17 protein-coding genes are annotated in these 25516 nt (G+C 40.0%); 11 read left to right on the top strand and 6 right to left on the bottom strand.

Features of this window, described 5'->3' with window-relative positions; translation table 11 throughout:
• The first annotated feature begins 9 nt into the window (after window positions 1-9).
• The 5 genes from VK159_RS06870 (at window position 10) to VK159_RS06850 (ending at window position 7950) form a co-directional block, all read left to right on the top strand.
• On the top strand, window positions 10-537 hold the full coding sequence (locus VK159_RS06870; protein WP_324229392.1) for a DUF1572 family protein: 528 nt from the start codon (window positions 10-12) through the stop codon (window positions 535-537).
• Window positions 537-1574 carry a hypothetical protein gene (locus tag VK159_RS06865; protein WP_324229391.1) on the top strand — a complete coding sequence of 346 codons (1038 nt, stop codon included), beginning with the start codon at window positions 537-539 and terminating at the stop codon, window positions 1572-1574. Before VK159_RS06870 ends, VK159_RS06865 begins: the two co-directional genes overlap by 1 nt.
• 34 nt (window positions 1575-1608) lie before the next feature.
• Entirely contained in the window at window positions 1609-2247 is a 639-nt protein-coding gene (locus VK159_RS06860; protein ID WP_324229390.1) for a porin family protein, read from the top strand.
• A 27-nt stretch (window positions 2248-2274) separates the two neighbouring features.
• Window positions 2275-3162 carry a bestrophin family protein gene (locus VK159_RS06855; RefSeq protein WP_324229389.1) on the top strand — a complete coding sequence of 296 codons (888 nt, stop codon included), beginning with the start codon at window positions 2275-2277 and terminating at the stop codon, window positions 3160-3162.
• Window positions 3163-3372: 210 nt separating this feature from the next.
• Entirely contained in the window at window positions 3373-7950 is a 4578-nt protein-coding gene (locus VK159_RS06850) for a translocation/assembly module TamB domain-containing protein (RefSeq protein WP_324229388.1), read from the top strand.
• A gap of 2 nt (window positions 7951-7952) precedes the next feature.
• Here the strand turns inward: VK159_RS06850 and VK159_RS06845 are convergent, their stop codons facing one another.
• Complete coding sequence (locus VK159_RS06845) at window positions 7953-9152, bottom strand: bifunctional 3,4-dihydroxy-2-butanone-4-phosphate synthase/GTP cyclohydrolase II (protein ID WP_324229387.1); 1200 nt, start codon at window positions 9150-9152, stop codon at window positions 7953-7955.
• A 191-nt stretch (window positions 9153-9343) separates the two neighbouring features.
• Here VK159_RS06845 and VK159_RS06840 point away from each other — a divergent pair, with 191 nt between their 5' ends.
• Window positions 9344-12649 carry a TonB-dependent receptor gene (locus tag VK159_RS06840; RefSeq protein WP_324229386.1) on the top strand — a complete coding sequence of 1102 codons (3306 nt, stop codon included), beginning with the start codon at window positions 9344-9346 and terminating at the stop codon, window positions 12647-12649.
• A gap of 91 nt (window positions 12650-12740) precedes the next feature.
• Here the strand turns inward: VK159_RS06840 and VK159_RS06835 are convergent, their stop codons facing one another.
• Window positions 12741-13529 (bottom strand): alpha/beta hydrolase, encoded by a 789-nt coding sequence (locus tag VK159_RS06835; RefSeq protein WP_324229385.1) that lies wholly within the window; start codon window positions 13527-13529, stop codon window positions 12741-12743.
• 261 nt (window positions 13530-13790) lie between these two features.
• Between VK159_RS06835 and VK159_RS06830 the strand changes: the two genes are divergently transcribed.
• The 3 genes from VK159_RS06830 to VK159_RS06820 all read left to right on the top strand — a co-directional run bounded on the left by VK159_RS06830 (window position 13791) and on the right by VK159_RS06820 (window position 16403).
• Window positions 13791-14744, top strand: coding sequence for a hypothetical protein (locus VK159_RS06830; RefSeq protein ID WP_324229384.1), 954 nt, complete (start codon window positions 13791-13793; stop codon window positions 14742-14744).
• Between the two features lie 14 nt (window positions 14745-14758).
• Window positions 14759-15871, top strand: a complete 1113-nt coding sequence (locus tag VK159_RS06825) for a carboxylate-amine ligase (RefSeq protein ID WP_324229383.1) — start codon at window positions 14759-14761, stop codon at window positions 15869-15871.
• A gap of 130 nt (window positions 15872-16001) precedes the next feature.
• On the top strand, window positions 16002-16403 hold the full coding sequence (locus VK159_RS06820; RefSeq protein WP_324229382.1) for a hypothetical protein: 402 nt from the start codon (window positions 16002-16004) through the stop codon (window positions 16401-16403).
• A gap of 15 nt (window positions 16404-16418) precedes the next feature.
• Here the strand turns inward: VK159_RS06820 and VK159_RS06815 are convergent, their stop codons facing one another.
• The 4 genes from VK159_RS06815 to glgB all read right to left on the bottom strand — a co-directional run bounded on the left by VK159_RS06815 (window position 16419) and on the right by glgB (window position 21773).
• The gene (locus VK159_RS06815) at window positions 16419-17612 is read right to left on the bottom strand and encodes a hypothetical protein (protein WP_324229381.1); all 1194 of its coding nucleotides are present in this window, start codon (window positions 17610-17612) and stop codon (window positions 16419-16421) included.
• A gap of 113 nt (window positions 17613-17725) precedes the next feature.
• On the bottom strand, window positions 17726-18568 hold the full coding sequence (locus VK159_RS06810) for a type 1 glutamine amidotransferase (protein WP_324229380.1): 843 nt from the start codon (window positions 18566-18568) through the stop codon (window positions 17726-17728).
• A gap of 120 nt (window positions 18569-18688) precedes the next feature.
• Window positions 18689-19720: a tetratricopeptide repeat protein gene (locus VK159_RS06805; protein WP_324229379.1), complete on the bottom strand. Its 1032-nt coding sequence runs from the start codon at window positions 19718-19720 to the stop codon at window positions 18689-18691.
• Window positions 19721-19823: 103 nt separating this feature from the next.
• Window positions 19824-21773, bottom strand: coding sequence for a 1,4-alpha-glucan branching protein GlgB (glgB, locus tag VK159_RS06800; RefSeq protein WP_324229378.1), 1950 nt, complete (start codon window positions 21771-21773; stop codon window positions 19824-19826).
• Between the two features lie 182 nt (window positions 21774-21955).
• Between glgB and VK159_RS06795 the strand changes: the two genes are divergently transcribed.
• On the top strand, window positions 21956-24733 hold the full coding sequence (locus VK159_RS06795; protein ID WP_324229377.1) for an outer membrane beta-barrel protein: 2778 nt from the start codon (window positions 21956-21958) through the stop codon (window positions 24731-24733).
• Between the two features lie 20 nt (window positions 24734-24753).
• The gene (locus tag VK159_RS06790) at window positions 24754-25497 is read left to right on the top strand and encodes a GLPGLI family protein (RefSeq protein ID WP_324229376.1); all 744 of its coding nucleotides are present in this window, start codon (window positions 24754-24756) and stop codon (window positions 25495-25497) included.
• Window positions 25498-25516: the final 19 nt, after the last annotated feature.

Below are 25516 nucleotides of genomic sequence, written 5' to 3'. Positions count from 1 at the left end.
ATATCTGAAATGCTATTAGCAGAAACCTTTTTATCATCTTACATTAAACGCAGCACTTATTACAAAGAGCTGGCTGATAAAACATTTGATCAATTGAATGAAGCAGACTTTCATTACCAACCCAATGAAGAAAGCAACAGCATAGCCATCATCGTACAACATCTGGTTGGCAACATGCTTAGTCGCTTCACAAACTTTTTAACAGAAGATGGAGAAAAAGAATGGCGCAACCGTGATACAGAATTTGAAGAACAGCAATTAAGCAAAGAGGCTTTGCTGCAAAAATGGGAAGAAGGTTGGACATGTTATCTCTCCGCTGTAAAAAGCCTTACTGAAGATGATTTGCTGAAAACAATCACCATCAGAAGCGAAGAACTTTCGGTTGTTGACGCTCTCAATCGTCAGCTGGCACACTATCCCTACCATGTTGGACAAATCGTTTACATTGGACGCATGATAAAAGATAAGCAGTGGCAAAGCCTTTCGATACCAAAAGGCCAATCACAACAATTCAATGATCAAATGCAAAAACCTTAATGGTTACTTTATCACAGGCACCCGGCAGAACAACCATCATTGAAGGAAAAGAACATCTGTTCTTTTCAGGTTACTCCTATTTGGGTTTGGGGTTGAACAAAACGTTTACTGATCTCGTAAAAAAAGGCATTGATCTGTATGGTGTGGTTTATCCGTCTTCACGCATCTCAAACACAGCACTTGATCTTTATGCAAAAATGGAAGAACAGTTAGCTTCATTTACATCAACAGAAGATGCTGCTGTTTTTTCTTCAGGTTTTTTATCTGCACGCACAGCAGTTGATGTGGTAAGTAAAGAAATGAATGTTTATTGTTTGCCGTATACCCACCCTGCTTCATCGGCATTGCCCGGCATCAGTAAAATACCGGAAACATTATCATGGCAACAATTTCTTGATGAACGTGCTGTTGCAGGTGAGTTTCAATTTGCAGTTACTGCAGACAGTATCAACCCAACTCCGGGTCATATCAACAACTTTGCATTTCTTGCTTCAACGCCTGCATCTTTCAATATCACACTCATTGTTGATGATTCGCATGGCATTGGCTGGTTGGGGAAAGATGGAAAAGGCATCGCTTCTTTATTGAGCCTGCCGTCAAACTTCGATCTGTTGCTGAATTTCTCTTTATCTAAAGCATTTCATATCAACGGTGGTGCCATTACCGGCTCACGGAAATGGATAGCCGCTGTGCGCAGGCATGTGAACTATGCCACCAGCACTCCGTTGATGCCTTCACTGGCTTACGCATGGTCTGAAGCAGGTGATTTATTCATTCAACAAAGGGAAATTTTGCTGCAAAACATTGAATACTTGCAAAAACTCATAACAAACGATACATTTGTGGCCGGTGAAGGAACTCCTGTGTTTGTAGTAGCGAAAAAAGGCATCGCCCCGTACCTGTTACAGAACAATGTTATCATATCTTCCTTCGGCTATCCTCATCCTGAAAGCGACCCCGTCAACCGGGTCGTTGTGAATGCCCTCCATTTAAGATCCGATCTTGAAAAGCTTGCTCAGCTAATTGAGCAGTATTAAACCATTGCGGCAATCACTAAATTAAATGTATAAAATGAAATCGTTTTTTCTACTGCTTACCTTCTGTACCGTAATTACATCTGTTACAAAATCGCAAGGTCTTGGTAAAATATACTATGGCGTAAGAGGTAGTTATGGCTATGTCCTCTCTGCTTACACTGTAACAAAAACTGAAGGCACACATGGCGGCAATGCCGGCGTAATGATGAAGATCCCTTTTGATAATCGCCTGTTCTTTACTCCCCAGGTCGATTTTAATTACCGTGGCATGAAAGCAAAAACCTTAGTGCCGAATGAATTCAGCAAAGTAAACGAACTGCAGTTTCGGGTAATGCCACTCGTGCAGATCGATTTTAAACACCCCGACAGAAATGAAAACACTGTGTTCATCAGCACCGGTCCATCATTAGGCTTTGGCTTACTTGGAAAGCAGACCAAACAAGATCAGAATGGCAACCCTGTTGACAGAGATCTGCATTATGGTTTTACACGTTACGGCCAGTTTGATGCTGAATGGCATTTGGGCCTTGGATATGAAACCACGAACGGGCTTCGTTTATTACTTAACTACTCTCATGGCTTGGGCAACATGATCAATACAAATGATGCCGGCAATTTAAGATATAGGACAATCAGCGCAGGAATTGGTTATTGGTTCGGAAAGAAAAAGTAAGAACTTTGTCGCTTACCAATTACTGTTATGATCAGGTATAATCCTAAAGAGTGGTTCACGTTCATATTCCGGTTACATAAATCGGATACCATACGTAAGTTGTCGCCGCTTTTGTTCGGCATAGCCGTCTATTCAGCTATCATTGCCGTGCTTGAAGTGGAGGTATTCAATCTTTCAGACAACAATCATCTAAAGAACATACCCATGATGCATAGCCTGTTGGGCTTTGCAATTTCCATGCTGCTTGTATTTCGAACCAATACCGCATATGACCGTTGGTGGGAGGGTCGCAAACTCTGGGGTTCGCTTGTTAATAACAGTAGAAACCTGTCGATAAAACTGGCTGCTATTCTGAAAGAAGAAGACAAGAATAACCGGATGTTCTTCAGCAGCAGTATTCCTTTCTATGCCTACAGCTTAATGAACCATTTGCAGCAGGAGTCAACAAAAACCGCTTTGTTTGATGAGGATGATCATGGGCATCTGCTGGCCAATATTGATCAGGGGAAACATATTCCGAACCAGATAGCAGCGCAACTCTTTAAACGGGTGTACTTGCTGCATCAGCAGGGAAAAATTACGGGTGATGAATTGATCATCCTTAATGCCGAATTACAGTCATTTGCCGAAATATGTGGCGCATGTGAACGGATAAAGAACACCCCTATCCCGTTTTCATATAGTGTTTTCATTAAGAAATTTATCTTCTTCTATGTTATGACGCTTCCTTTTGGCTATGTGTTTACAATGGGATATTATGTAATACCGGTGGTAACATTTGTGTTTTACGTACTGGCCAGTCTTGAACTGGTAGCTGAAGAAATTGAAGACCCGTTTGGCATTGATGCCAACGATCTGCCAATGGAAAAGATAGCATCCAACATCAAAAAACACGTTCAGGAAATCCTTCATTAAGTTTTCAGCGTCTTTAACATGCCTGCTGCAATACTTACAGGCATTTATTTGTTTTGTTAATAGTGGTATTGAATTTGCCGTACCAGCACGAATGGTTACTTTTACAGATCAAATACCTTGGCTAGAAAAATCTTAAAAATACTAACCCGCATTTTACTTGTCCTGTTCCTGCTTTTGGTGGCAGTATGGTTGCTTATTCAAACAAGTCCCGTGCAAAACTGGCTCTCAAGGAAAGCAGCAAAGTGGCTCGCCAGTGAATTAAAAACAGAAGTATCGGTAAAACACGTAGATTTTGCCCTGTTCAACAAGGCACTTATTGAGGGTGTTTTGGTGAAAGACCGAAATAAAGACACGCTTGCCTATATCGGTCGGCTCAGCACCAATCTTTCCGATTGGTTTTTCCTGACAGACAAGATCGAACTAAAATATATCGGTCTTGAACAAACGCAGTTATACGCCCACCGCACCGACAGCGTTTGGAATTACCAGTTCCTGATCGATTATTTTTCTTCTCCCACAAAATCCACAGGTAAGAAAAAACAAAAGGAACTGCAGTTAAAAAAGATTGAACTGAAGAACATCTCTATTATCCAGAAAGATGAATGGCGTGGGCAGACTATGGCCGGGAAACTGGGATATTTGCTCGTTGATCTCAAAACATTTGATCTTCCCAATAAGATCATTGAAGCGGAAATGATTGAAATCACTTCACCCTACTTTGCTATTAACAATTATGTTGGCAAGAGAAAGAAAAGTGAGCCAAAATCAGATAGTGCATATCATACGCAAGAAATAGTTGCGCAACACTGGAATGAAGCGGGCTGGAAAATGAGCGCAAAGAACGTAAAGGTTGATAATGGTGAATTCAGGATTGATAACGCAACAGATCGAGAACCACTTGAATATTTTGATGGTGCCCATCTTCGTTTTACAAAGTTGAATGGCCAGTTTAAAAACCTGCAATTCCTTGGTGACAGCTTAACAGCCAATATTCAACTCACAGCAAAAGAAAGAAGCGGGCTTGAAGTGAAGCAGCTTGATGCAGATTTTCTGTTTTACCCACAAGGCATGGAGTTTAAAAACCTGACCGCCCGCACCAACAAGAGCAGGTTAAGTAATTTCTTTGCCTTACGATATGAGCAGTTTGATCATGACATGAGCGAATTTCTTACACATGTACGGATGGAGGGCGTGTTTGAAAACAGTGAACTGCATAGTGATGATATTGCTTTTTTTGCCCCCGTATTAAAAGACTGGAATGACCGTATCAGTATTAAAGGCAAAGTGAGGGGCACAGTTGATCATTTAAAAGGAACCGATATTGTCATCAATACATTACGGCAAACAGTTCTTGATGGAAGTTTTACCATGGATGGTCTTCCCGATATTAACAATACATTTCTTGATCTGAAAGCAAACAGGTTGCAAACTTCTTATGAAGATGCAGCTTCCATTTATCCGCCATTACGCAAGATCAGCAACCCGGCTATTTCAAAGATCAGCTATCTCAATTTTTCAGGATCGTTCACAGGCTTCTTTAAAGATTTTGTTACCTATGGTACAATTCAAACAAACCTGGGTACACTGGTAACAGATATAAACCTGAAGCTTCCCGATAAAAGCGAACCTATTTATTCCGGGAAGATCAAAACAAATGGTTTTGCGTTGGGCACCTTTATTAATGATCCAATGTTTGGAACAATTGTAATGGATGGCTCACTGAAAGGTCGTGGGTTTAATCCCAAAACTTTGTTTGCTGAAGTTGATGGTAATATACAGGCATTTTATTTGGATGGTTATACCTACAGAAACATTACGGCAAAAGGTGTATATGAGAAAAGAAAGTTTGATGGTTCATTTATTGTGAAAGACAGTAACCTGTCCGTAAACTTAACGGGCATGGTGAACCTGAGCAAAGACACACCTAGTTATAATGTTGTTGGCGACGTTTACAATATCAATTTCAAAGAACTTGGCCTCACAAAGAACAAGCTTCGGTTGAAGTCATTTGTAAACGTTGATTTTAAAGGAAGAACAATCGACGACTTTCTTGGCACTGCCAACCTGCAAAATGCAGTACTAACAAACGACACCAATCAACTTTCATTCGATTACTTTTCACTCTCATCGGTTATTATTGATGGTAAAAAACAATTAGCTGCACGAAGTAATGAAGCAGATGTAAACATTGTTGGCAACTTTAATATTCTCGACTTGCCGAATACTGCTTTATCGTTCCTGCATATTTATTTCCCTGCTTATATTCCTAAACCGAATAAACAGGTAAAGAACCAGGATTTCAAATTTGATATTACAACAAGAAATATTGCGGAGTATATTGACTTGCTCAATATTCCCGTAAAAGGATTTGACAACAGTATTATTAAAGGTTATATCAGCACAAATGAAAGTACATTCAACCTGCAAACCGATGTGCCTGAATTCAAATACAAAGACATTGGTTTTAACAGCATTGCCATTACTGCAACAGGTGATTACAAAAAACTCGATCTGAAAGGTGCTATCAGCGAAGTGATATTAAACGACAGTCTAAGTTTACCACAAACAACGTTTACGGTTACTGCAGCAAACGATACAGGTTCAGTAAACATTCGCACAAGAGCATCGCAAACATTAAAAGATGCGAACCTCAACGCAAAGATCAAAACCAACAGGGATGGTGTTGAAATTGTATTCCAGCCTTCAACATTAGTGATCAACGATAAAGTCTGGAATATTGAAGACAAAAGCGATCTGTTTATTGGGAAGAATATGATTCATTCCGAAAGTATAAAACTTGAATCGGGAAATGAATCGATCAAAGCCTATACTAAGTTTTCAGAAACAGGTTCAACAGAAGATTTTGTTGTTGAATTAAACAACGTGCATCTCGAAGATGTAATGCCCTATGTATTAAAGGATCCCCGATTGGAAGGACAGGTAACGGGGCAAGTGAACGTTACCAATCCATACGGAAAGATCAGGATCGATGCAGATCTAAAGGCAGAACGTTTCCGTTTCAATAATGATTCAATTGGTGTGGTCGCAATCACTGGTAACTACAATGTTGAAACAGGTGAAATCAATTCAAACATTGTTTCCGATAATCCTTTTTATGATTTCTTAAGTAGTGGAAAGATCAACATTAAAGATCCAAAGAATCCAACCATCGACCAGGTGATTGATGCAAAGAATCTGAAGCTGAGTATACTTGAAAAATACTTATCGGTTATTATGACTGATATGAAAGGTGTGGCAAATGGTGTGATCCGTTTACAGGGAAATGCCAGTGCACCTGATCTTATCGGTAATGTAAAATTAAGTGACGCATCTTTTGTTCTTGATTATACGAAGTGCCGTTACAAAATGAATGAAGGTGCAGAGATCGTTTTCAGGCAGGGAGAAATTGATTTTGGCAGCATCATACTCACTGATACGGCTAAACGCACTGCTACTTTCTCAGGAAAAATGCAACACCAGTTTTTCAAGAAGATGGCTTTTAACATGGAGTTTCACGCCAACGATGCAAAGCGGGGTTTCCTTGTACTGAACACAACTAAAAGAGATAACAGTCAGTTTTACGGCCATGTAGTAGCAAATGCCAGCGGTACAGTTCGAGGTGCAGTTGACGACATTGTTCTCCGCTTCAGAGGTGAGCCAACCGATAGTTCTAAAGTTTATCTGCCAACATCTGATTCCCGTGTTACCGGTACTGCTGATTTTATTGTGTTCCGTCAATACGGTAAAGAAATGAAGGTGGAATCGAAAGTAAAAGAATCATCCAACCTCACAGTAGATCTTGATGTATTTCCTAATCCGCTTGCGAAAATCTATTTGATCCTTGATGAGACCACCAATGATATAATTGAAGGGCAAGGTAATGGCAATCTCAATATCAGGGTTAGCACCAATGAAGGAACATCGATGAGTGGCCGTTACAACATCACCAAAGGACGTTACACATTCAACTGGCAGGCGCTTATCAAAAAACAATTTATCATCAATAACGGCACTGTAGATTGGAACGGAGATCCTTATAATGCACAAATTAATATTGATGCCCGTTATGAAATTGAAAGAGTGACATTACCTGCTGATCTTTGCAGCAGCAATGAACAAAACTCTTTAACTGTAATCAGCAATCTTTCCGGTTCTTTATCAAATCCTGTTATATCATTCCGGTTTGAGTTACCTCAAGGCCACCCATGTCGTAACAACCCCATTACTGATGCCGGTTTTCGACGTATGCAGAGTAACCCGAATGAATTGAACAACCAGGTCTTCTCATTACTGGTATTTAATCAATTCCTGAGCAACAATGCAAATGCAGCAAATGCCATTGGCGGAATAGGTTCAAGCGTTGCAGGAACACTTACCGAATTTTTGGCACAACAGGTACAGTCGGGTCTTGGTCTTATCCTGAAAAATATTCCCGGTATCAATAAGTTGAATCTTGATCCTTATGTAACATTTACACCCGGGTTAATTTCCGGTACAGATGCTGAATCACAAAACTTTGGAGGCACCAGCCGGTTTGGTGTAACGAAACGATTACTAAATGGGAAACTCATTTTAAAAGCAGGTGGTTCCTTATTGGTTAATACCGGTCAAAACACCCCTATACAAAACAACAACCAGTTAACACCTGACTTTACATTGGAATGGCTGCTCACTCCGGATGGCAAACTACGTTTGATTGGTTTTTACCGTAGTGTGTATGATGTACAATGGCGTGCAGCAAACAGAACCGGTATCAGTTTCTCTTATGTAAAAGATTTTGAATTCTGATCTTACTTCAAAATTTCGTGACCTAATTTATCACGCTTTGTTTCAAGGTATTTTTGATTGTATTCATTCGGAGCAATCCGTACGGGAACAGTTTCCACGATCTCTAAACCATAACCTAACAAACCTGCTCTTTTCTTGGGGTTATTGCTGATCAGTTTCAGTTTGGAAACATTGAGTGTGCGAAGAATTTGTGCGCCCACGCCATAATCTCTTGCGTCCATCGGTAAACCCAAATGAAGATTTGCTTCTACCGTATCTAAACCTTCTTCCTGTAGTTTATAAGCTTTCAGTTTATTAAACAATCCAATACCTCTTCCCTCCTGGTTCATATACAACACCACACCCTTCCCTTCTTTTTCCACCATTTGCATGGCACTGTGCAACTGATCGCCACAATCACAACGCAATGAACCAAGAATATCACCCGTAAAACAAGATGAGTGCACACGCACCAGCACAGGTTCATCATTTTCCCATGTTCCTTTTATCAATGCAAGGTGTTCCTGTTTTGTTTCTTTTTCACGGAAAGCGATCAGTTTAAAATGACCATAAGCCGTTGGCATTTCAACCCGAACAATCTCTTCGATGAGTGAATCGATCTTAAGTCTGTATTCAATTAAATCTTTTATTGAAATAATCTTTAAACCGAACTTTTCTGCAATAATTTCCAATTGAGGAAGACGGGCCATGCTGCCATCTTCATTCATAATTTCCACCAACACACCTGCAGGTTCCAGTCCGGCTAAGCGGGCAAGATCAATGGTAGCTTCAGTATGCCCGCTGCGGCGCAATACCCCACCGGGTTTTGCTCTGAGAGGAAAAATATGTCCCGGCCGGGCAAGATCTTCGGGCTTGGTATCCTTGTTTATAAGTGCCTGTATGGTTTTCGCTCTGTCCTGGGCTGAGATACCGGTGCCGGTACCGGGTCCGGTTAGATCAACAGAAATGGTAAAGGCAGTTTCGTGCAGGGATGTATTCGATGAAACCATTGGTTCCAGCTTCAGCTCTATACATCGCTCATCTGTAATGGCAGCACAAATGAGTCCACGGCCTTCTTTGCTCATAAAATTGATCACCTCAGGCGTTACATGGCGGGCTGCAATAATAAAATCGCCCTCATTCTCACGGTCCTCATCATCCACCACAATCACCATTTTACCATTACGGATATCCTCGATCGCACTTTCGATAGTATGAAGCATAATTAGATTTAAGGCCGCAAAGTTAGTTGAAAACAGGAGGCTTTCCACAAATCATCCCCAACTGTTAAATGATCTGCTTTTACTTGCAGCAAGAACTGCAACACGCTTGTCTTTCTTTACGAAATGTTAATATTTGTTTGCTTTCTGTAGGTAAGATTGTTGTTTATTTGCACACGTAAAACTATACAAGTATGCTAAAAATCAGAAAACTGCTGCTGGCGGTAACGGCAATGTTCTTAACAATTGCTGCTGCTGCTCAGGTTACTACAAGTAACTTAGCCGGTGTTGTCTTATCAGACAAAAAAGAAGCGTTGGTTGGTGCAACTGTAGTTGCAAAACATCAACCTACCGGTTCTGTTTACCAAACTACCACAATCTCCCGTGGTGCTTTCACATTGTCAAATATTGCTCCAGGCGGACCTTACACTGTTGAGGTAACATATGCCGGGTTACAGGCACAAAAACAGGAAGACATTTTCCTTAATCTTGGAGAAACATTCCGTTTAGAATTCATTCTTGCGCCAGCTAATGTTACACTTCAGGAAATTGTTGTTACAGGTAGCCGCACAAGATCAGGCGCCAAAGGTGGAATGGAAACAAACATTGGCAGAGATCGATTAGCCAATCTTCCAACTGTTGGACGTCAGTTAACTGATTTTGTTCGTTTAACCCCGCAAGCCCGTGTTACATATGGTGGCGGCATCTCAATTGCCGGCCAAAATAATCGCTACAATCAATTGATGATTGATGGAGCGGTGAATAACGATGTATTTGGCATAAGTGAAACAGGTTCAAATGGAGGACAAACCGGCTCACCACCCATCAGTATTGATGCAATTGATGCCTTCCAGGTTGGCGTTTCACCTTACGACGTATCATTAGGTAACTTTACGGGAGGTTCAATCAATGCAACTACAAAAAGTGGTACAAATAAATTAACGGGGTCTGCTTACTATATTTTCAGAAATCAATCACTTGCAGGAAAAACTCCAACAGGAACTAAAAATGCAGCAACAGGAGTTCCCGACTTTACTGCACAAACATTTGGTATCACTTTGGGTGGTCCGATCATTAAAAATAAAGCGTTTTTCTTCCTTAGTTTTGAAAGACAGGATGATGAAAGACCGCAGCCTTTTGACGCATCAACTTTCCGGGTTTCTACTTTTAGAGATACAGTTGCACGAATTGTAGACAAGTTGAAGACATTCAGTTATGATCCAGGTGCATGGGAAAATATTCCTGATTTAGTTGTAAGTAATAAACTTGCTTCCAAATTCACTTTTAATTTAAACAACAAACATAAGTTGAATGTATCTTACCGTTATACTGGTTCGGAACGTTCTCTTACATCAGCAAGTACAAGCACACAGATACGTTTCTTTAACGGTGGTTACCTTTTCCCAAGTACTACTCATTCTGCTTCTGCAGAATTGCTTTCAAACTTTACAAATAATATTTCAAATAAAGCATTGCTTACATTCACTAATGTGCTTGATGACAGGGATGCATTGGGTGCAGATTTCCCTCGTGTATTATTGAATTCGGCTAACGGATCAAGCTATACGTTTGGTACTGAAGAGTTCTCTACAGGTAACCAGCTGAAGCAAAACAATATTGCTTTCTTTGATGAATTCAAAGTAAGATTAGGTAAAGGTCATGAGTTAAAGGCCGGAGTAGATCTGGAGTTTAGTAATTCCTATAATTTGTTCGTTCGTCAGAACTACGGCTCATATACTTACAACAGTGTACAGGCTTGGTTAGATGATTTACGCCCTGCAACTTATAACCGTTCCTTTTCTTTAGTTGATGATAAAGTTGGCGACGGTAGTGCAGCCGGTACTGAGTTCAATACATTACGTATGGGCTTCTTTGTAGCTGATCAATGGGATATCACAAACGATTTCCAATTGAATTATGGTGTGCGTGTTGATAATTTTGAATTCCTTACTATACCTAACGAGGATACATTTTTCAACAAATATGCGGTACCACAGATCAGTCTTTATCATGATTTGCTTGGAGCAAGATCAGGCATTCGCCCAAATGCACAAGTAAGTTTATCACCTAGGATTGGATTTACATATAACATCCGTGAACAAAAATTACGTATTAAAGGTGGTATTGGTATGTTTACCGGCCGTATTCCTTTAGTTTGGCCTGGCGGCGCCTATAATAATACAGGTGTTAACGTCGGTGGTATTGGTTTGAACTCATCACAAATTAATGCGTTACCAAGTTTTACTTTCCGAGCCGATCCATTTAATCAATACAAGCCTCAGGATGTTGGTCTCACATTCAGACCTCCAAGTGGTCAGATCGATTTGATTGCCCCTGATTTTAAATTACCAAAAGTGTTGAAAGCATCTTTAGGTATTGAAAAAGATCTTGGTAACAGATGGAATTTCTCTGCCGATATCTTATATCAAAAGAACATCAACGAGGTTGATTACAAGAACGTTTTTGCATACAAAGGTTTAACTAACATTTTGGGACAAACCACCTATCTCTCAAACAGCACAACTTATAACCGTATTGATATGAACGGTACAGTTGCAGGCAGCCAAAATCCTTACTCGGAAGGTATCTTCATCATTACAAACGCTAAAGGACAGAAAGGTTTCTCTTACAACTTGTCTGTAGCAATTGATAAAGCCTTCTCTAAAGGCTGGGCGCTTAATGCCAATTATTCTTATGGTGATTCATACAGCGTGTTTGATGGCACTAGCAGTCAGAACAACAGTAACTGGCGTTTCATGGAAACTTCAACAGGCAGAAGTGATCTTCAATTAAGCAGAAGTGATTTTGCTCAATTGCACAGAATCAACTTATATGTTTCTAAGAAGTTCTCTTACTTAGAAGATAAACTGGCTACAACTGTTACAGCGTTCTACAATGGACAATCAGGTACTCCTTATTCATATGTTTACACACGTAGTTTGATCTATGACAGAAATGGTGTAAACAATGAAACCAACGATCTGATTTATGTACCGAGAGACCTGGCAGATTGGAGCCGCATGGCAGTCCCTTATACTTCAGGGTCTACTACTTATTCAGTAGCTGATCAGTGGACTGCTTTAGATGCTTATATCAGTAATGATAAATATCTGAATTCAAGAAGAGGCCAATTTGCAGAAAGAAATGGTGCAGTTTTACCATTCAGTCACATTGTTGATGCAAGAATTCAACAGGATTTTGTATTGAAAACAGGCAACATCAGCAACAAGCTTTCTGTTATTCTCGACGTTTTCAACTTCACAAACCTTCTCAACAGAAACTGGGGACGCATTTACCGTACCCCAGGTGTTGATCAATATCAGTTAATCAATATTGAAAGTACAAACTATAGCACTACTTTAGTTAATGGTCAATTGAAGCCTAATATGACATACAGAAATACCGGAAACAGAACTGCAGCAGATATTCTGGATCTTCAGGCAGGTGCTTACAACTCTTCACGTTGGAGAGGTCAGGCAACTATCCGTTATACATTCTGATAAATCAGAACACATAAAAAAAGTCCCGAATTATTTCGGGACTTTTTTATGTAATTACGTTAAGCGATTAGTAAAGCACTACAGCAAATCATTAAACATCATTTCCCCAACCCCACTCCAGAAATTCTGGAAATGCCTTTGCCCAGGTTGTTACATCGTGTTTACCATCTGTCATTTCAAGATAACGGATGGCTTCGTCACTATAGCCCTTCTTTTTTAATGCAGCGATCAGGTCAAGTACATCATCAATTGAATCGATAATGCCGTTATTGTTACGATCCAGTTTTTCATCAAGTAATCCGGTTTGGAAAAAAAACTTTAACCAGGGAGCAGCAACACCCTCTCTAACCTGGTTGTGCATAATGCGATCGGCTTCATCTGTATAACCGTCTTCATAAGCCTTCTGTCGCCACCAGAACGAACCTGAGAACACCCCCACTTTACTAAACTCCTGCGGATGATTCCATACAATATCCATTGCCATTAATCCTCCCAACGAAAAACCTGCAAAGGATTTTTCTTTAAACTGAGGTACATTATATTGACTACGCAAAAAAGGAAGTAATTCATCAAAAATAAAAGAGGTGTAAGCGCCGGCTTTTGCACCACGTCCCAGATAATCGGCCTGGCTGGCAATACCATATTCCATTTTTCGATCGGCACCGCAATGAATACCCACACAAAAAAGAGGCTTTATTTTTTGCTGCGCATACAATTCATCCAGCATGTCAGTAAAGGGCATTTTTGGAAGATCCTGTCCATCATTAATAAGCAATAAACTCATTTCTGCAGGATCATGTACCTGTGTGGGTAAGTACATATCAATTTTCACATCCCGTTCAAGCAACTCCGACTTCAACAGCACCGATTCAAATACCATGTGCTTCAATTTCTCCTTCAGCATATTTTCAAAAATAAGGAAATGCAGGTAAAATTATTTTATGCCGCAAGTTAATCTTACCGAATTGTGTACTATATTAAAGCAATAATTCATAACAAAGTTGCCTGCTACTTCAACATCATTTCCAGGACCATAAACATTTAATATGAAATATCCACAAAAAAACAGGCAATTCATACAAACTGCACTGCTCTTTTTTGTGGATATACTATTTGGCTAAAAAACAATAAAAATAAACAAATGAAAAAGATCGGTATTCTTCATGGCAAAGAACGCTCCTTTCCCACTGCTTTTGTTGAAAGGATCAACAGTAAAAACATTCCGGGTATTATGGCCGAACCAGTACGCATCGATAAAGTGGTACAGGGCGTAAACAACGGGTATGCTGTGATTGTCGATCGTATTTCACAGGATGTACCACATTACCGTGCTTATTTAAAAAACGAAGCTATTACGGGAACAGCGGTAATCAACAATCCATTTTGGTGGAGTGCCGATGATAAGTTTTTTAATAACTGTCTTGCAACAAAGATTGATGTGCCCGTACCTAAAACGGTGATTCTTCCATCGAAAGAACGTCCGGATGATACAAGTGATGAATCGTTTAGTAACCTTGCTTATCCCATGGACTGGGAAGGTATGTTCAACTATATTGGTTTTCCTGCTTACATGAAACCATTTGCAGGTGGTGGATGGAAAAATGTTTATAAACTCCGGAGTGCCGATGAGTTTTTTGAAAAGCATGCAGAAACGAATCAATTGGTGATGTTGCTGCAGGAAGAGATAGTGTTTGAAGAATACTACCGCTGTTATTGCATTGGCCGAAAGCATGTGCGTATAATGAGTTATGAACCACGCAACCCGCATCATTTGCGTTATGTGGCAGACTTTCAACCATCAGCTGAGAAATTAGCGATGATGACAGACATTGTACTCCGCATCAACAATTATCTTGGTTACGATTTTAATACGGTTGAATTAGCATTAAGAGATGGTGTTCCTTATGCCATTGATTTTTGCAACCCTGCTCCAGATGCAGATCTTGCAAGTGTGGGCCAGGAAAATTTCGACTGGGTAGTTGAATCAGCAGCCTCTTATGCAATTGAACGTGCACTTGAACAAAAAGATGGAGCTGATAATTTAACCTGGGGAGAATATGTAAAACGTGGTGCGAATAAACAACCGCTATATTAATTTGATTAACAACAATGGGTAACATTAATTACAAACAATTCACATTAGGTGTTGAAGAAGAATACATGGTGTATGATCCCGTTACAAGGGAATTAAAAAGCCATGAACAGAAAATTGTAAGCGAAGGCCAAAAAGTAATTAAAGACAAAGTAAAGGCAGAGATGCACCAGGCTGTGGTAGAAGTTGGGACTGATATTTGCCATGGAATTGATGAAGCATATGCAGATGTATCGTTACTACGGAAAACCATCAGCGGCATTGCAGGAACACTTGGATTAAATGTTGGTGCCAGCGGAACGCATCCGTTTAGTCATTGGCAAGACCAGTTGATCACCGATCATGTACGTTATAATCAAATCGTAAATGAACTGCAGGAAGCTGCAAGAAGTAATCTCATTTTTGGTTTGCATGTACACGTAGGTATGGAAGACAGGAAAATGGCAATTCACTTAGCAAACAGTGCCCGTTATTTTCTACCGCATGTGTATGCGCTCAGCACTAACTCTCCTTTTTGGGAAGGGCGAATGACAGGTTACAAATCATTCCGAACAAAAGTGTTTGATAAATTTCCACGCACGGGCATACCCGAAACATTCGAAAGTATTGAGGCATATGATAACTATGTCGCATTACTCATCAAAACTAATTGCATTGATAATGCAAAAAAGATATGGTGGGATTTGCGTGTGCACCCATTCTTTAATACGATCGAGTTTCGTATTTGCGATGTACCAATGACGGTAATGGAAACCATTGCAATTACAGCTTTGTTCCAGGGAATTACTGCTAAGCTTTACAAGCTGCGGAACAAGAACATGAACTACATTCAATACCAACGTGCATTGATCAACGAAAATAAATGGCGTGCAAGCCGTTATGGTATCGATGGTTATTTGATCGATTTTGGTAAAGAAGAAGAAACCAATACACGTGCATTGATCTATGAACTTTTAGATTTCGTAGATGATGTGGTGGATGAATTAGGATGCCGGCATGCGATCAACTATATCCCTACTATGCTGGAGAGAGGCACAGGCGCCGACCGGCAATTAAAAGTGTATGAAGAAACCAAAAACTTAAGTGCTGTGGTTGATTATATTGGTGGAGAGTTCTTAAGTGGAACTTAACCCTCGTCAGACGTCCTCGTCGGACGAATCGAATCTGACTTAACGCTTCGTATGATGAGGACGTCTGACGGAATATTACTAGACATGCAACGAATACTCTTATTCGTTTGTCAACCTAAAAAGAAGAAAAATGAAAAGCATTGTCACTTTAATTCTCTTTGCAATTATTCTTACGGGTTGTAAAAAAGATTCAGCAAAAAGCGAATTTGAATCGCAACTGATTGGCGAATGGGAGCTTGAATTAGTTAGCAATATGACTGGTCCGACAAATTATCCTCAAGGAAATGGGAACATCATGATATTTGAAAAGGGTGGTGTTTATAAAGGCAAACAAAATAATATATTGGTTTCCGAAGGGAAATTTTTAGTTACAATTAAAAACGACTGCTTTAGTTTCGGTCCAAACACCTTTCTAACTACAACAGGTTCTTCCTCAATCGAAATGTATGTAGCAATAGAAAATGGGAAACTTAATTTAAGTACCCCAAATTGCTATAGCGATGGAAACTTTTTAAGATATCGAAAGCTATAACGGCAGCGGTATATTTCACTTTTCCATATAAGCAACACTTCCTCCTACCCAGGTTTTATCTTTATTATAACGCACACCAATCATTTTCCCTTTGCTCATGCGTGCCAGGTTAATGGCTGCATGCGGACGTTCATCACCATCGGGCCACACATACATCATGCGTATCTCAACCTTCGCATGATCATCAGGTGTTTCAACCACATCAGCATATTTTACTTTACGTTGAAGAATAAAATTCTCCGGATCTTTAATGGCATCAATATCTTCCTGTGTTACATCAATGATCACTCCTTGTCCTGCAAAAGAAAATAAAGGCTTCAATACATAATTCGAAAGATCGCTTGGCAATTGCTTGATCTCATTCAGGAAAAATGTTTCAGGTACATAAGGATGATCAATAAACGGAAGTGTGAATTTGCTGATACGATAGAACCAATTGGGATGAGGCACCCACTCCACATCGAGGTCTTGTGTTATATCAACTACATCACCCAGCTTTTCTTTATTGGCTTTGAGATCATCAAAGATGATGCGGTTGTAAATACGTTTGATCTCTGTTTGTACACCATCTTTCAAATAGTAAAGCTTTCTGCCCTTCTGAATTAGTTTGGTTAAGCAAACAACTTCAATACCCGTATAATCTTTGGTACAGGAAAAATCAATTCTTGTTTTTTGTTCCTCCGGTTTTATTTCTAACAGTATTACATTCTCTGTTGGCAAATCTCCAATGAGTAATTTACGCAGCATGTCGATGTATGTTTCTTTTGTATAGTCGCTGAGATATTGACTGTAATTTGATGGAACAGGAAAATGTCGTTCAACCACTTCAGGATAATACACCTGGAAACCAAACAATGTAGGGAAGCCTTGCATCTCGATCAGTTGAGGTTCCAGTTCACCTTCTTCATTCATACACACACCAAAATCGAAAGCGATCATGTGCGATTGTTTATTTTCATTCGGCACTTTTTCACCTGCAGGAATTGCACGCTCCGTCATTGCCGGGAACTTTTCATTGCAGATAACATCAACTATACGTTCACAGGCATCAAGCATTTTTTGTTTGAAAGCCTTATCAACAAATACAGGTGTCTCACTTACACGAAATTCAATATCACCCGGATGCTTGCTGTGCAGATCCTGCAAAAAAGCTTCATATTTTTCAATAGTAAAACTGTCGTTAAACGCCTTGCGGATTGATGGAACCATAGAAGATGTTTTGTCTTCTAAAAGTATCAGATTTTATCTAAACTTTTTCAGGGTTGCCAACCTTTAATCAGGTTATTTCAATTTCACTACCCGTAAGAAGGTTGGCAACCCTTTTATGCTTCTACTGTATCCATGGAAAATACTGCGTGATGAAGAAAGTTAGGCAGTATGTGAGAGTAGGTCAACAGAATTTTATCAGGATCTTCCAGGTGCTCGATCATACTCTTCCATTTTTCAAACCCATGGTTATCGATCACCGTTTTCTTTTTATCTTCTTTTTGCAGGTACATACTCATACCAATAGCATCAGCTTCGGGATGAAATTGTGTACCGATCATGTATTGGTTGAAACGCACACCCATAATTGCACGTTCAAACGGAACATGTGGTCGTTCCTTTTCAATGCAGAGCAGTGTAGCTCCTATTTCACGAAGATGTTTATGATCGGGTTGTATTACCTGGTAGTCACGGCTGTCAACAGCATAGAATGGATCTTTCAACCCGCCAAATACCACTTCATCAGAAGCATTGCCAATAAAATGAACAGGGAATACACCAAACGCAGTCGACTTACGAACACAAACATTACCAATATTAAAATATCTGCACGCTAATTGAAAAGAATGGCAAATAAAAAATACCGGCTTCTTTTGTTCGTTCAAAGCATTGTCATTCCATGCTTTTACATCGCCCACCCATTTGAAGAATCTATTCTCCCAATCAGTTCCTTCACTTTCCAAAGGACTGCCGGGGCCGCCCGATGAAATAAACACATCATAAGAAGATATATCCGGTACAGCACATTTACCACGCACATCAAACTCATCCCAGGTAAGATCCAATACGTTTATATCGGCGAAGCTGTTGAGTATTTCACGTATACAGCGCATGCCCTGGTTGGCAACGCCATCATACATATCCAATATTGCAACACGCACCTGTTTTACTTCTGCCATAAACGGCAAATTTATTGATTTTTTGATGTTTAAACTGTCGTTCATCTATCCACAAATGTGTAAAATGAAACGGGCTGCAAAAAATTGCAGCCCGTAACGTATAAGGATTCGTAAAAAATCTTACATGCCCATGTCCATTTTCTTCTGCTTCAAGCTGTTTAAAGATGGATCCATTTCTATGGCTTTATCGCAAAGCGCCATGCCTTTATCTTTTTGTCCCATTTTTTGATAGGCCATACCAATCATATACAAAGCTCTTGCGTTTTTATTATCGGTCTGTAACACCATATCCCAATTATCGATGGCATCTTTATAACGGCCACCTTTGTATAACGACTCTGCCAATGCATAACGAACCGTTAAGCTGTGTGGACGTTTTTCCAACGACTTTTCGAGGTTTTCAGTTGATTTAGCAAAATTGCCAAGATTCATATAGCAATAAGCTAAGCTTTCAAAGTAATCAGCATTTTGTTGCCATCCACGCTGAGCAGCAAGCTCAAATGTTGCAATAGCATTCTTATCATCAGGAATGGCGTAATACACCATTGCCATTTCATAGAGATAACGTGCATTCTTTTGATCGGCATTCGCTGCTTTCTGGTAATAAGGAATAGCTTGTTTGTAACGCTCCATTTCAAGATAGCTGCGGCCAATGGTATAAAACATAACAGCGTTTGATGTATCTGTTTCTGCAGCATGCAACAAACGGTTGATGGCTTGCGGATAATCTTCTAAATAGTAATGACACATCCCTGAGATGTAATGCATGGGTTTATCCTTATGCAGTTTCTCCCATTTAGAAGTAAATTCCAATGCGTCCTTATGACGGCCGAGATTGAAATACAGATTTGCTAATTGCTGAAAAGTTGCTTCGTTGTTTGGCTCTAACCTGTGCCAGCGGGTGTAGGCATCAACTGCCTGGCGGTAGTTCTTACTTTCCAGGCCATACTCACCCATTGCTTTCAAAGCATCGATGTTAGTGGTATCGTATTTTACCGCTGTTTCAAAAAGATTAATTGCCAACTGGATGCGTCGTTCCTGTTTGGCGGTAATCGCTCTTTGTAAAACGGCATTGGAACTGTCCCTGTTTTGTGCAAGTGCACCGTAGGAAAGGAGTAATGTGGTTGCGGTAATAAGTAACCGGGTTTTCATGGGATTTCTATTTTGGATATTGTGTAAAATTAGAGATTATAAATTTAGTTACAAGCGTAGTTTTACTCGCATAAATCTTGCCATTTTTCCTATTTCTAAGGGTTTATTTTAATAAAACTGCAGCTAAGGGAGGTAAATGGAGATTTAGTTCATACCAACCGGCCTGCCCGTCTACTACTCTTACCCCGATTTCAGGGTTAAACACATCGCCTGTACCCCAGAACTTCCGATCATTACTATTGAACAACTCAGTCCAGTTTTGTTTGCCCTGTACATGTAACTTCCAGTCTCTTCGTACCACCGGCGTCATGTTTAAGATCACCACAATATCATCTTCCGGCTTTTTACCTTTTCTTCTGAAAACCATTACCGACTCAGCGCCACGATTCAGATCAACCCATTCGAAACCGAATTTATTAAATTGATTCTCGTACAAAGCCGGTTCTGACTTTAAGAGATTGGCGAGAGTTTTTACACATTCCAGCACGCCGTTATGCGAATCGAACTGGAGCAACTCCCACTGCAATTCACTTTTATAATTCCATTCACTGGTGGCGCCAAATTCGTTACCCATAAACAAAAGCTTACCACCCGGATGAGTAAACATATAGCTGTACATCAGCCGCAGGTTGGCAAATTTCTGCCATTCATCACCCGGCATTTTGTACAACATCGGGCTTTTTCCATGCACCACTTCATCATGACTTAAGGGTAACATAAAATTTTCGTCATAATAGTACATCATACTGAAAGTGAACTGATCCTGTTGAAACTGGCGATATACGGGATCCTGCTTAAAGTACTTCAATGTGTCGTGCATCCAGCCCATCATCCACTTCATTCCAAAGCCTAATCCATCACCAAAAGTCGGCTTGCTCACACCCGGCCAGTCGGTGGCTTCTTCAGCAATTGTCTGCACATCAGGAAAATCACGGAAGATGGTTTCGTTCAGATCTTTGATGAAAGCAATGGCCTCCAGGTTTCCGTCGCCGCCAAATTCATTTGGCTCCCACTGCCCTGCTGTGCGGGAATAATTCAGTTTCAACATAGACGATACCGCATCAACCCGAATGCCATCAATATGATATTTCCGGAACCAATGCATGGCACTGCTGATGAGGAATGATTTTACTTCGCCACGTTTATAGTTGAAGATATAACTGTTCCAATCGGGATGATAGCCTTTCCGCATATCGGCATACTCGTAGGTATGTGTCCCATCGAACATAAAAAGACCATGGGCATCATAAGGGAAATGCGAAGGCACCCAATCAAGCACCACACCAATGCCTTCGTTATGAAAAGCCTCTACCAGTTTCATAAACTCCTGGGGTGTTCCGTAACGTGATGTTGGTGCAAAATAACCTGCTCCCTGGTAGCCCCAGCTTCCATCAAACGGGTGCTCCATGATTGGCATCAACTCCACATGTGTAAAGCCCAACTCCTTTACATAATTCACCAATTTATCACGAAAGAAATCATAAGTATGATAAACTTCTTCATTGTTTTTATCCGGACGCATCCAGCTGGCAAGGTGTACTTCATACACACTCCACGGTGCATCAAGTTTGTTATGGTCTTTTCGTTTCTCCATCCAGCCGGCATCCTGCCATTCATAGCTAAGCTCCCATGTTCTTGATGCAGTATTGGGTCGCACTTCCCAGTAATTTGCATAAGGATCACCTTTGTCTAATTTCTGACCGGCATAACCATGGATGTGATATTTGTAAGAAGAGCCTTTTGGAAGATTGGGAATAAATCCTTCCCAAATGCCTGAATTATCAAGGCGAACAAATAATGGATGACTCTCTTTGTTCCACTCATTAAAATTTCCAAATACAGAAACGAACGTTGCGTTGGGTGCCCATACGGCGAAGTAATAACCGGTTGTGCCAAGCACTTCCATTACATGCGAACCAAATAATTCATCGCAACGATAGTTAGTACCATTTTGAAAATTGGAAATATCATCTCCCTCGAAACGGGAATAATTCCAAACAGGCTTTGTTGTATCAACAAAATGATAGTCTTCGTATTTTTTAGTCGCTCCCATTAGTCTTGTTTTTAGTTGAACGGTAACACTTATTTCTCTATCTGCACACTTGTAAAAAAATGCAGGACCGTTTGTATGGAAATATAACACTTTAACATCTTTCACACATAATGTGTAACGAAAAGATTTTAATATAGCGCTCAATTATCAACCAAAACCTTCATCATCCATTAACCAACACCATGCAATCACCCAAACTCTTACTGCTTGTCAGTATCTGCTTGTTCTGTTCTTTCCAGTCTTTCAGCCAGCAAAACAAAATCTCCGGTTATATAACCGATACCAGTTCAGGAAAGAAACTGGGCCAGGCCGTTGTCAGCCTCATACGCACACAGGACTCAATTCTGTCAAAGTTTACACGCACAAACGATGAAGGCTTTTTTGAATTGAAAAATATTCCGCAAGGGAAGTATATTTTCATGATCAGCTACCCTGGTTATGCGGAGTATGTTGATGAAGTTGATATTAACAGTGATGTTGTGTTAAACAAAACAGTAACTATTATACCCAGGAGTAAATTATTGGAAGAAATTATTATCCAACAGAAAGTAAGTGCCATCCGTATAAAGGGCGATACCACAGAATACAAAGCAGACAGCTTCAAGGTCGATGCAAATGCCAACGTGCAGGAATTATTGAAAAGACTACCGGGCCTGCAGGTAAACTCAAAAGGAGAAATAACAGCACAAGGACAAAAAGTTGAAAAGATATTGGTTGATGGAGAAGAGTTTTTCAGTGACGATCCTGCTGTGGTTACACAAAACCTACGGGCCAACATTGTAGACAAAGTGCAGGTGTTTGATAAGAAAAGCGAGCAGGCAGAATTTACAGGTGTGGATGATGGACAGAAAACAAAAACCATCAACCTTGAATTGAAAGACGATAAGAAGAAAGGTTACTTTGGAAAAATTGAAGCGGGCAGCGACTTCGATAATTACCGAACGGGTAAGGCAATGATCAATTCATTTAAAAAGAAACAAAAGATTGCTGCTTATGTTACGCACAACAACACTACGTTTGAAGGATTGAACTGGAACGAACAACGCAATTTCGGCAGTTCATCAAACCAGAACATGGAGATTATGGAAGATGGAGGTATGATGATCTGGAGTGATGGAGGTGATGATTTTGCACGAGGCCAAGGCTTGCCGGTTGCAACAACAGGCGGTTTATCTTATATCAACAAATGGAATAAAGACAAAAACAGTATTAACGGCAGCTACCAGTTTAATGACCAAACAGTAACAGGTCGTAACGAAAGTATTACACAAAGTATTTTAGAGAACAGCAGTTTCACCAATACAACATCAGAGATTTTTAATACTTACCGACGCAGGAACAAACTCAATGCATTATATGACTGGACCATTGACTCAAGCAGCAGTTTAAAACTAAAAGCAAACGGTTCTTTGGTTACTGGTCAAAGAGAAAACAGTTTTTTTGGAGAAAGTTTTGGTGATGATGGGCAATTGATCAATGAGCAAACCCGAAGCACCGCTACTGAAACAGAGAACCGTGACTTCACCTCTGAATTGAGTTTCCGCAAACGTTTAAAAAAAGCCGGTCGTACGATCAGCTATACGGGAAACTACAGTAACAATACACGTTTAGGAGATGGGTTTCTCTTTTCAAATAATAAATTCTTTGATACAAACGGCCAATTGACAGATGAGGATGATGTAGATCAGAAAAAAACAAACAACGAACGACAGCAAACGATCCAGAACAGTATTATTTATACAGAACCGATCAGCAAAACATGGAATCTGGAATTGACTTACCGGAACAATTTCAGTCGTAACAATGCGGAGCGTAACACGTTTGAACGTCCCACTGCTAATGACAGTTATAAAGATATTGTTGATACTCTAAGTAATCATTTCTTATTCCGTACAACAGATCATAGTGGTGGAGTTTCGTTCAGGTATAACGGCAAAAAAATTGTTGCCTCGTTTGGCACAGCAGTTGGCCGCACAAATTTCAATCTGGAAGAATTGAATAAAGGGGATGAGCGTAAAATTGCATTTACAAATCTGTTACCTAGAGCAAGCATCAGGTTCACTCCTAAAAAACAAAAAAGTTTCACATTAGCGTATAATGGCAGTACGCAAAATCCAACGCTGCAACAGATCAACCCGATCATTGACAATATTGATCCGTTAAATATTACCATTGGCAATCCTGATCTGAAGCAGGCATTCCGACATAACTTCTCTATCAACATGAACGATTACAAGGTCATTAAAAGCAGGAATTTTTATTTGTCGGGTAATTTTTCATTCGTTAATAATGCTATCACCAATTCAAATACGCTTAACATTCTTACAGGAGAGCGAACCAATAAAACCATTAATACCAATGGCAATTATAACGGTAACGTTTGGTCGATGTATGGCTTTGAAATCTTCAAAGGTGTTAACCTCCATTTTAGTGCCAGTGGCAATGTGAGCAGATTTATAAACGAAGTAAATGGCGTTCGTAATGTAAGCGATAATTACAGTGTTGGAGGGGGTATCGGCCTTGGCAAATGGAGCGACAAGTGGCTTAGCTTTAATTTGAATATTGATCCGAGGTATAACAACTCCCGTTCTTCAATCAACAAAGGCGTCGTTACAAAATACTGGAGTGTAAACGCCTACCCCTATATAGAAACGAAATTCAAAAAGCAAAAACTATACTTTAACCTGAATGGAGAGTTGAACGTCTATCAAAAAACATCAACTTTTGCCAACCAAAGAAATGTGTTTCTGTTGAACAGTTCTTTACGCCGCACATTCAGTAAAACAGATGCGTTTGAAGTAAAACTTTCAGTGAACGATCTGCTGAACCAAAACCTGGGCATCAGGCGTAACATCACCAGCAACTTTATTTCTGAAAATACGTTTCAGAATATCCGTCGTTTCTGGCTACTTACATTCACCTGGAATTTTACAAAAAACGGATCACCATCTAATTTCTAACCTTATCAATGTTTACACATATGAAAAAGTATTTCTTGTTAACTCTTTTATCTGCTGTTTCCCTTATAGCAAATGCACAGGTGAAATTCATCAGCAGCGGAAGAATTGAATTTGAAAAACGCAGTAATCAATTTTCTTACTACGACCAGGAAGATGATCAAAGTCCATGGGTTGTAGAAATGAAAAAAGCGTTCCCGAAAATGGTGAGTGAAACTTACGTGATGGATTTTAATGAAGAGAAAACTGTTTATAAAATGCTGAAGGAAGACCCCGCAGGAAAATATGTTTGGGGAAGAAAACCAAGTGAAGATGATGTTATCGTAAAAGACATTAAAACCGGGCAGATCGCTTTACAGCGTGATATTTTTGAACAAACTTATTTAATTAAAGACAGCTTACGCAACTACAAATGGCGCATGACCAATGAAACAAGAACCATTGCCGGTTTTGAATGCAGAAAAGCTGTAACAATTATTTCCGATTCTGTTTACATCGTTGCGTTTTACACGGATGAAATTACGGTAAGCAGCGGACCTGAAAGCTTTGGTGGCCTGCCGGGTATGATACTTGGTCTTGCTGTACCCCGTTTACAAATGACATGGTTTGCAACAAAAGTTGAACTGAAAGAACCTGCCGCCACAGCACTAACGCCTAAACAAAAAGGAAAAACAGTTACATGGGCAGCTTATGAAAAGGATCTGAATAGGGCGATGGCTGATTGGGGAAAGTATGGAGCAAAGGTTTTGTGGAATAGTATGTTGTAGCAGGATACTCCCATGATAC

The organism is Lacibacter sp. (assembly GCF_035299325.1).
In the GTDB taxonomy this organism is placed as follows: domain Bacteria; phylum Bacteroidota; class Bacteroidia; order Chitinophagales; family Chitinophagaceae; genus Lacibacter.
The sequence above is the reverse complement of the archived record's forward strand: the minus strand, read 5'-3'. Positions and strand labels throughout refer to the sequence as shown.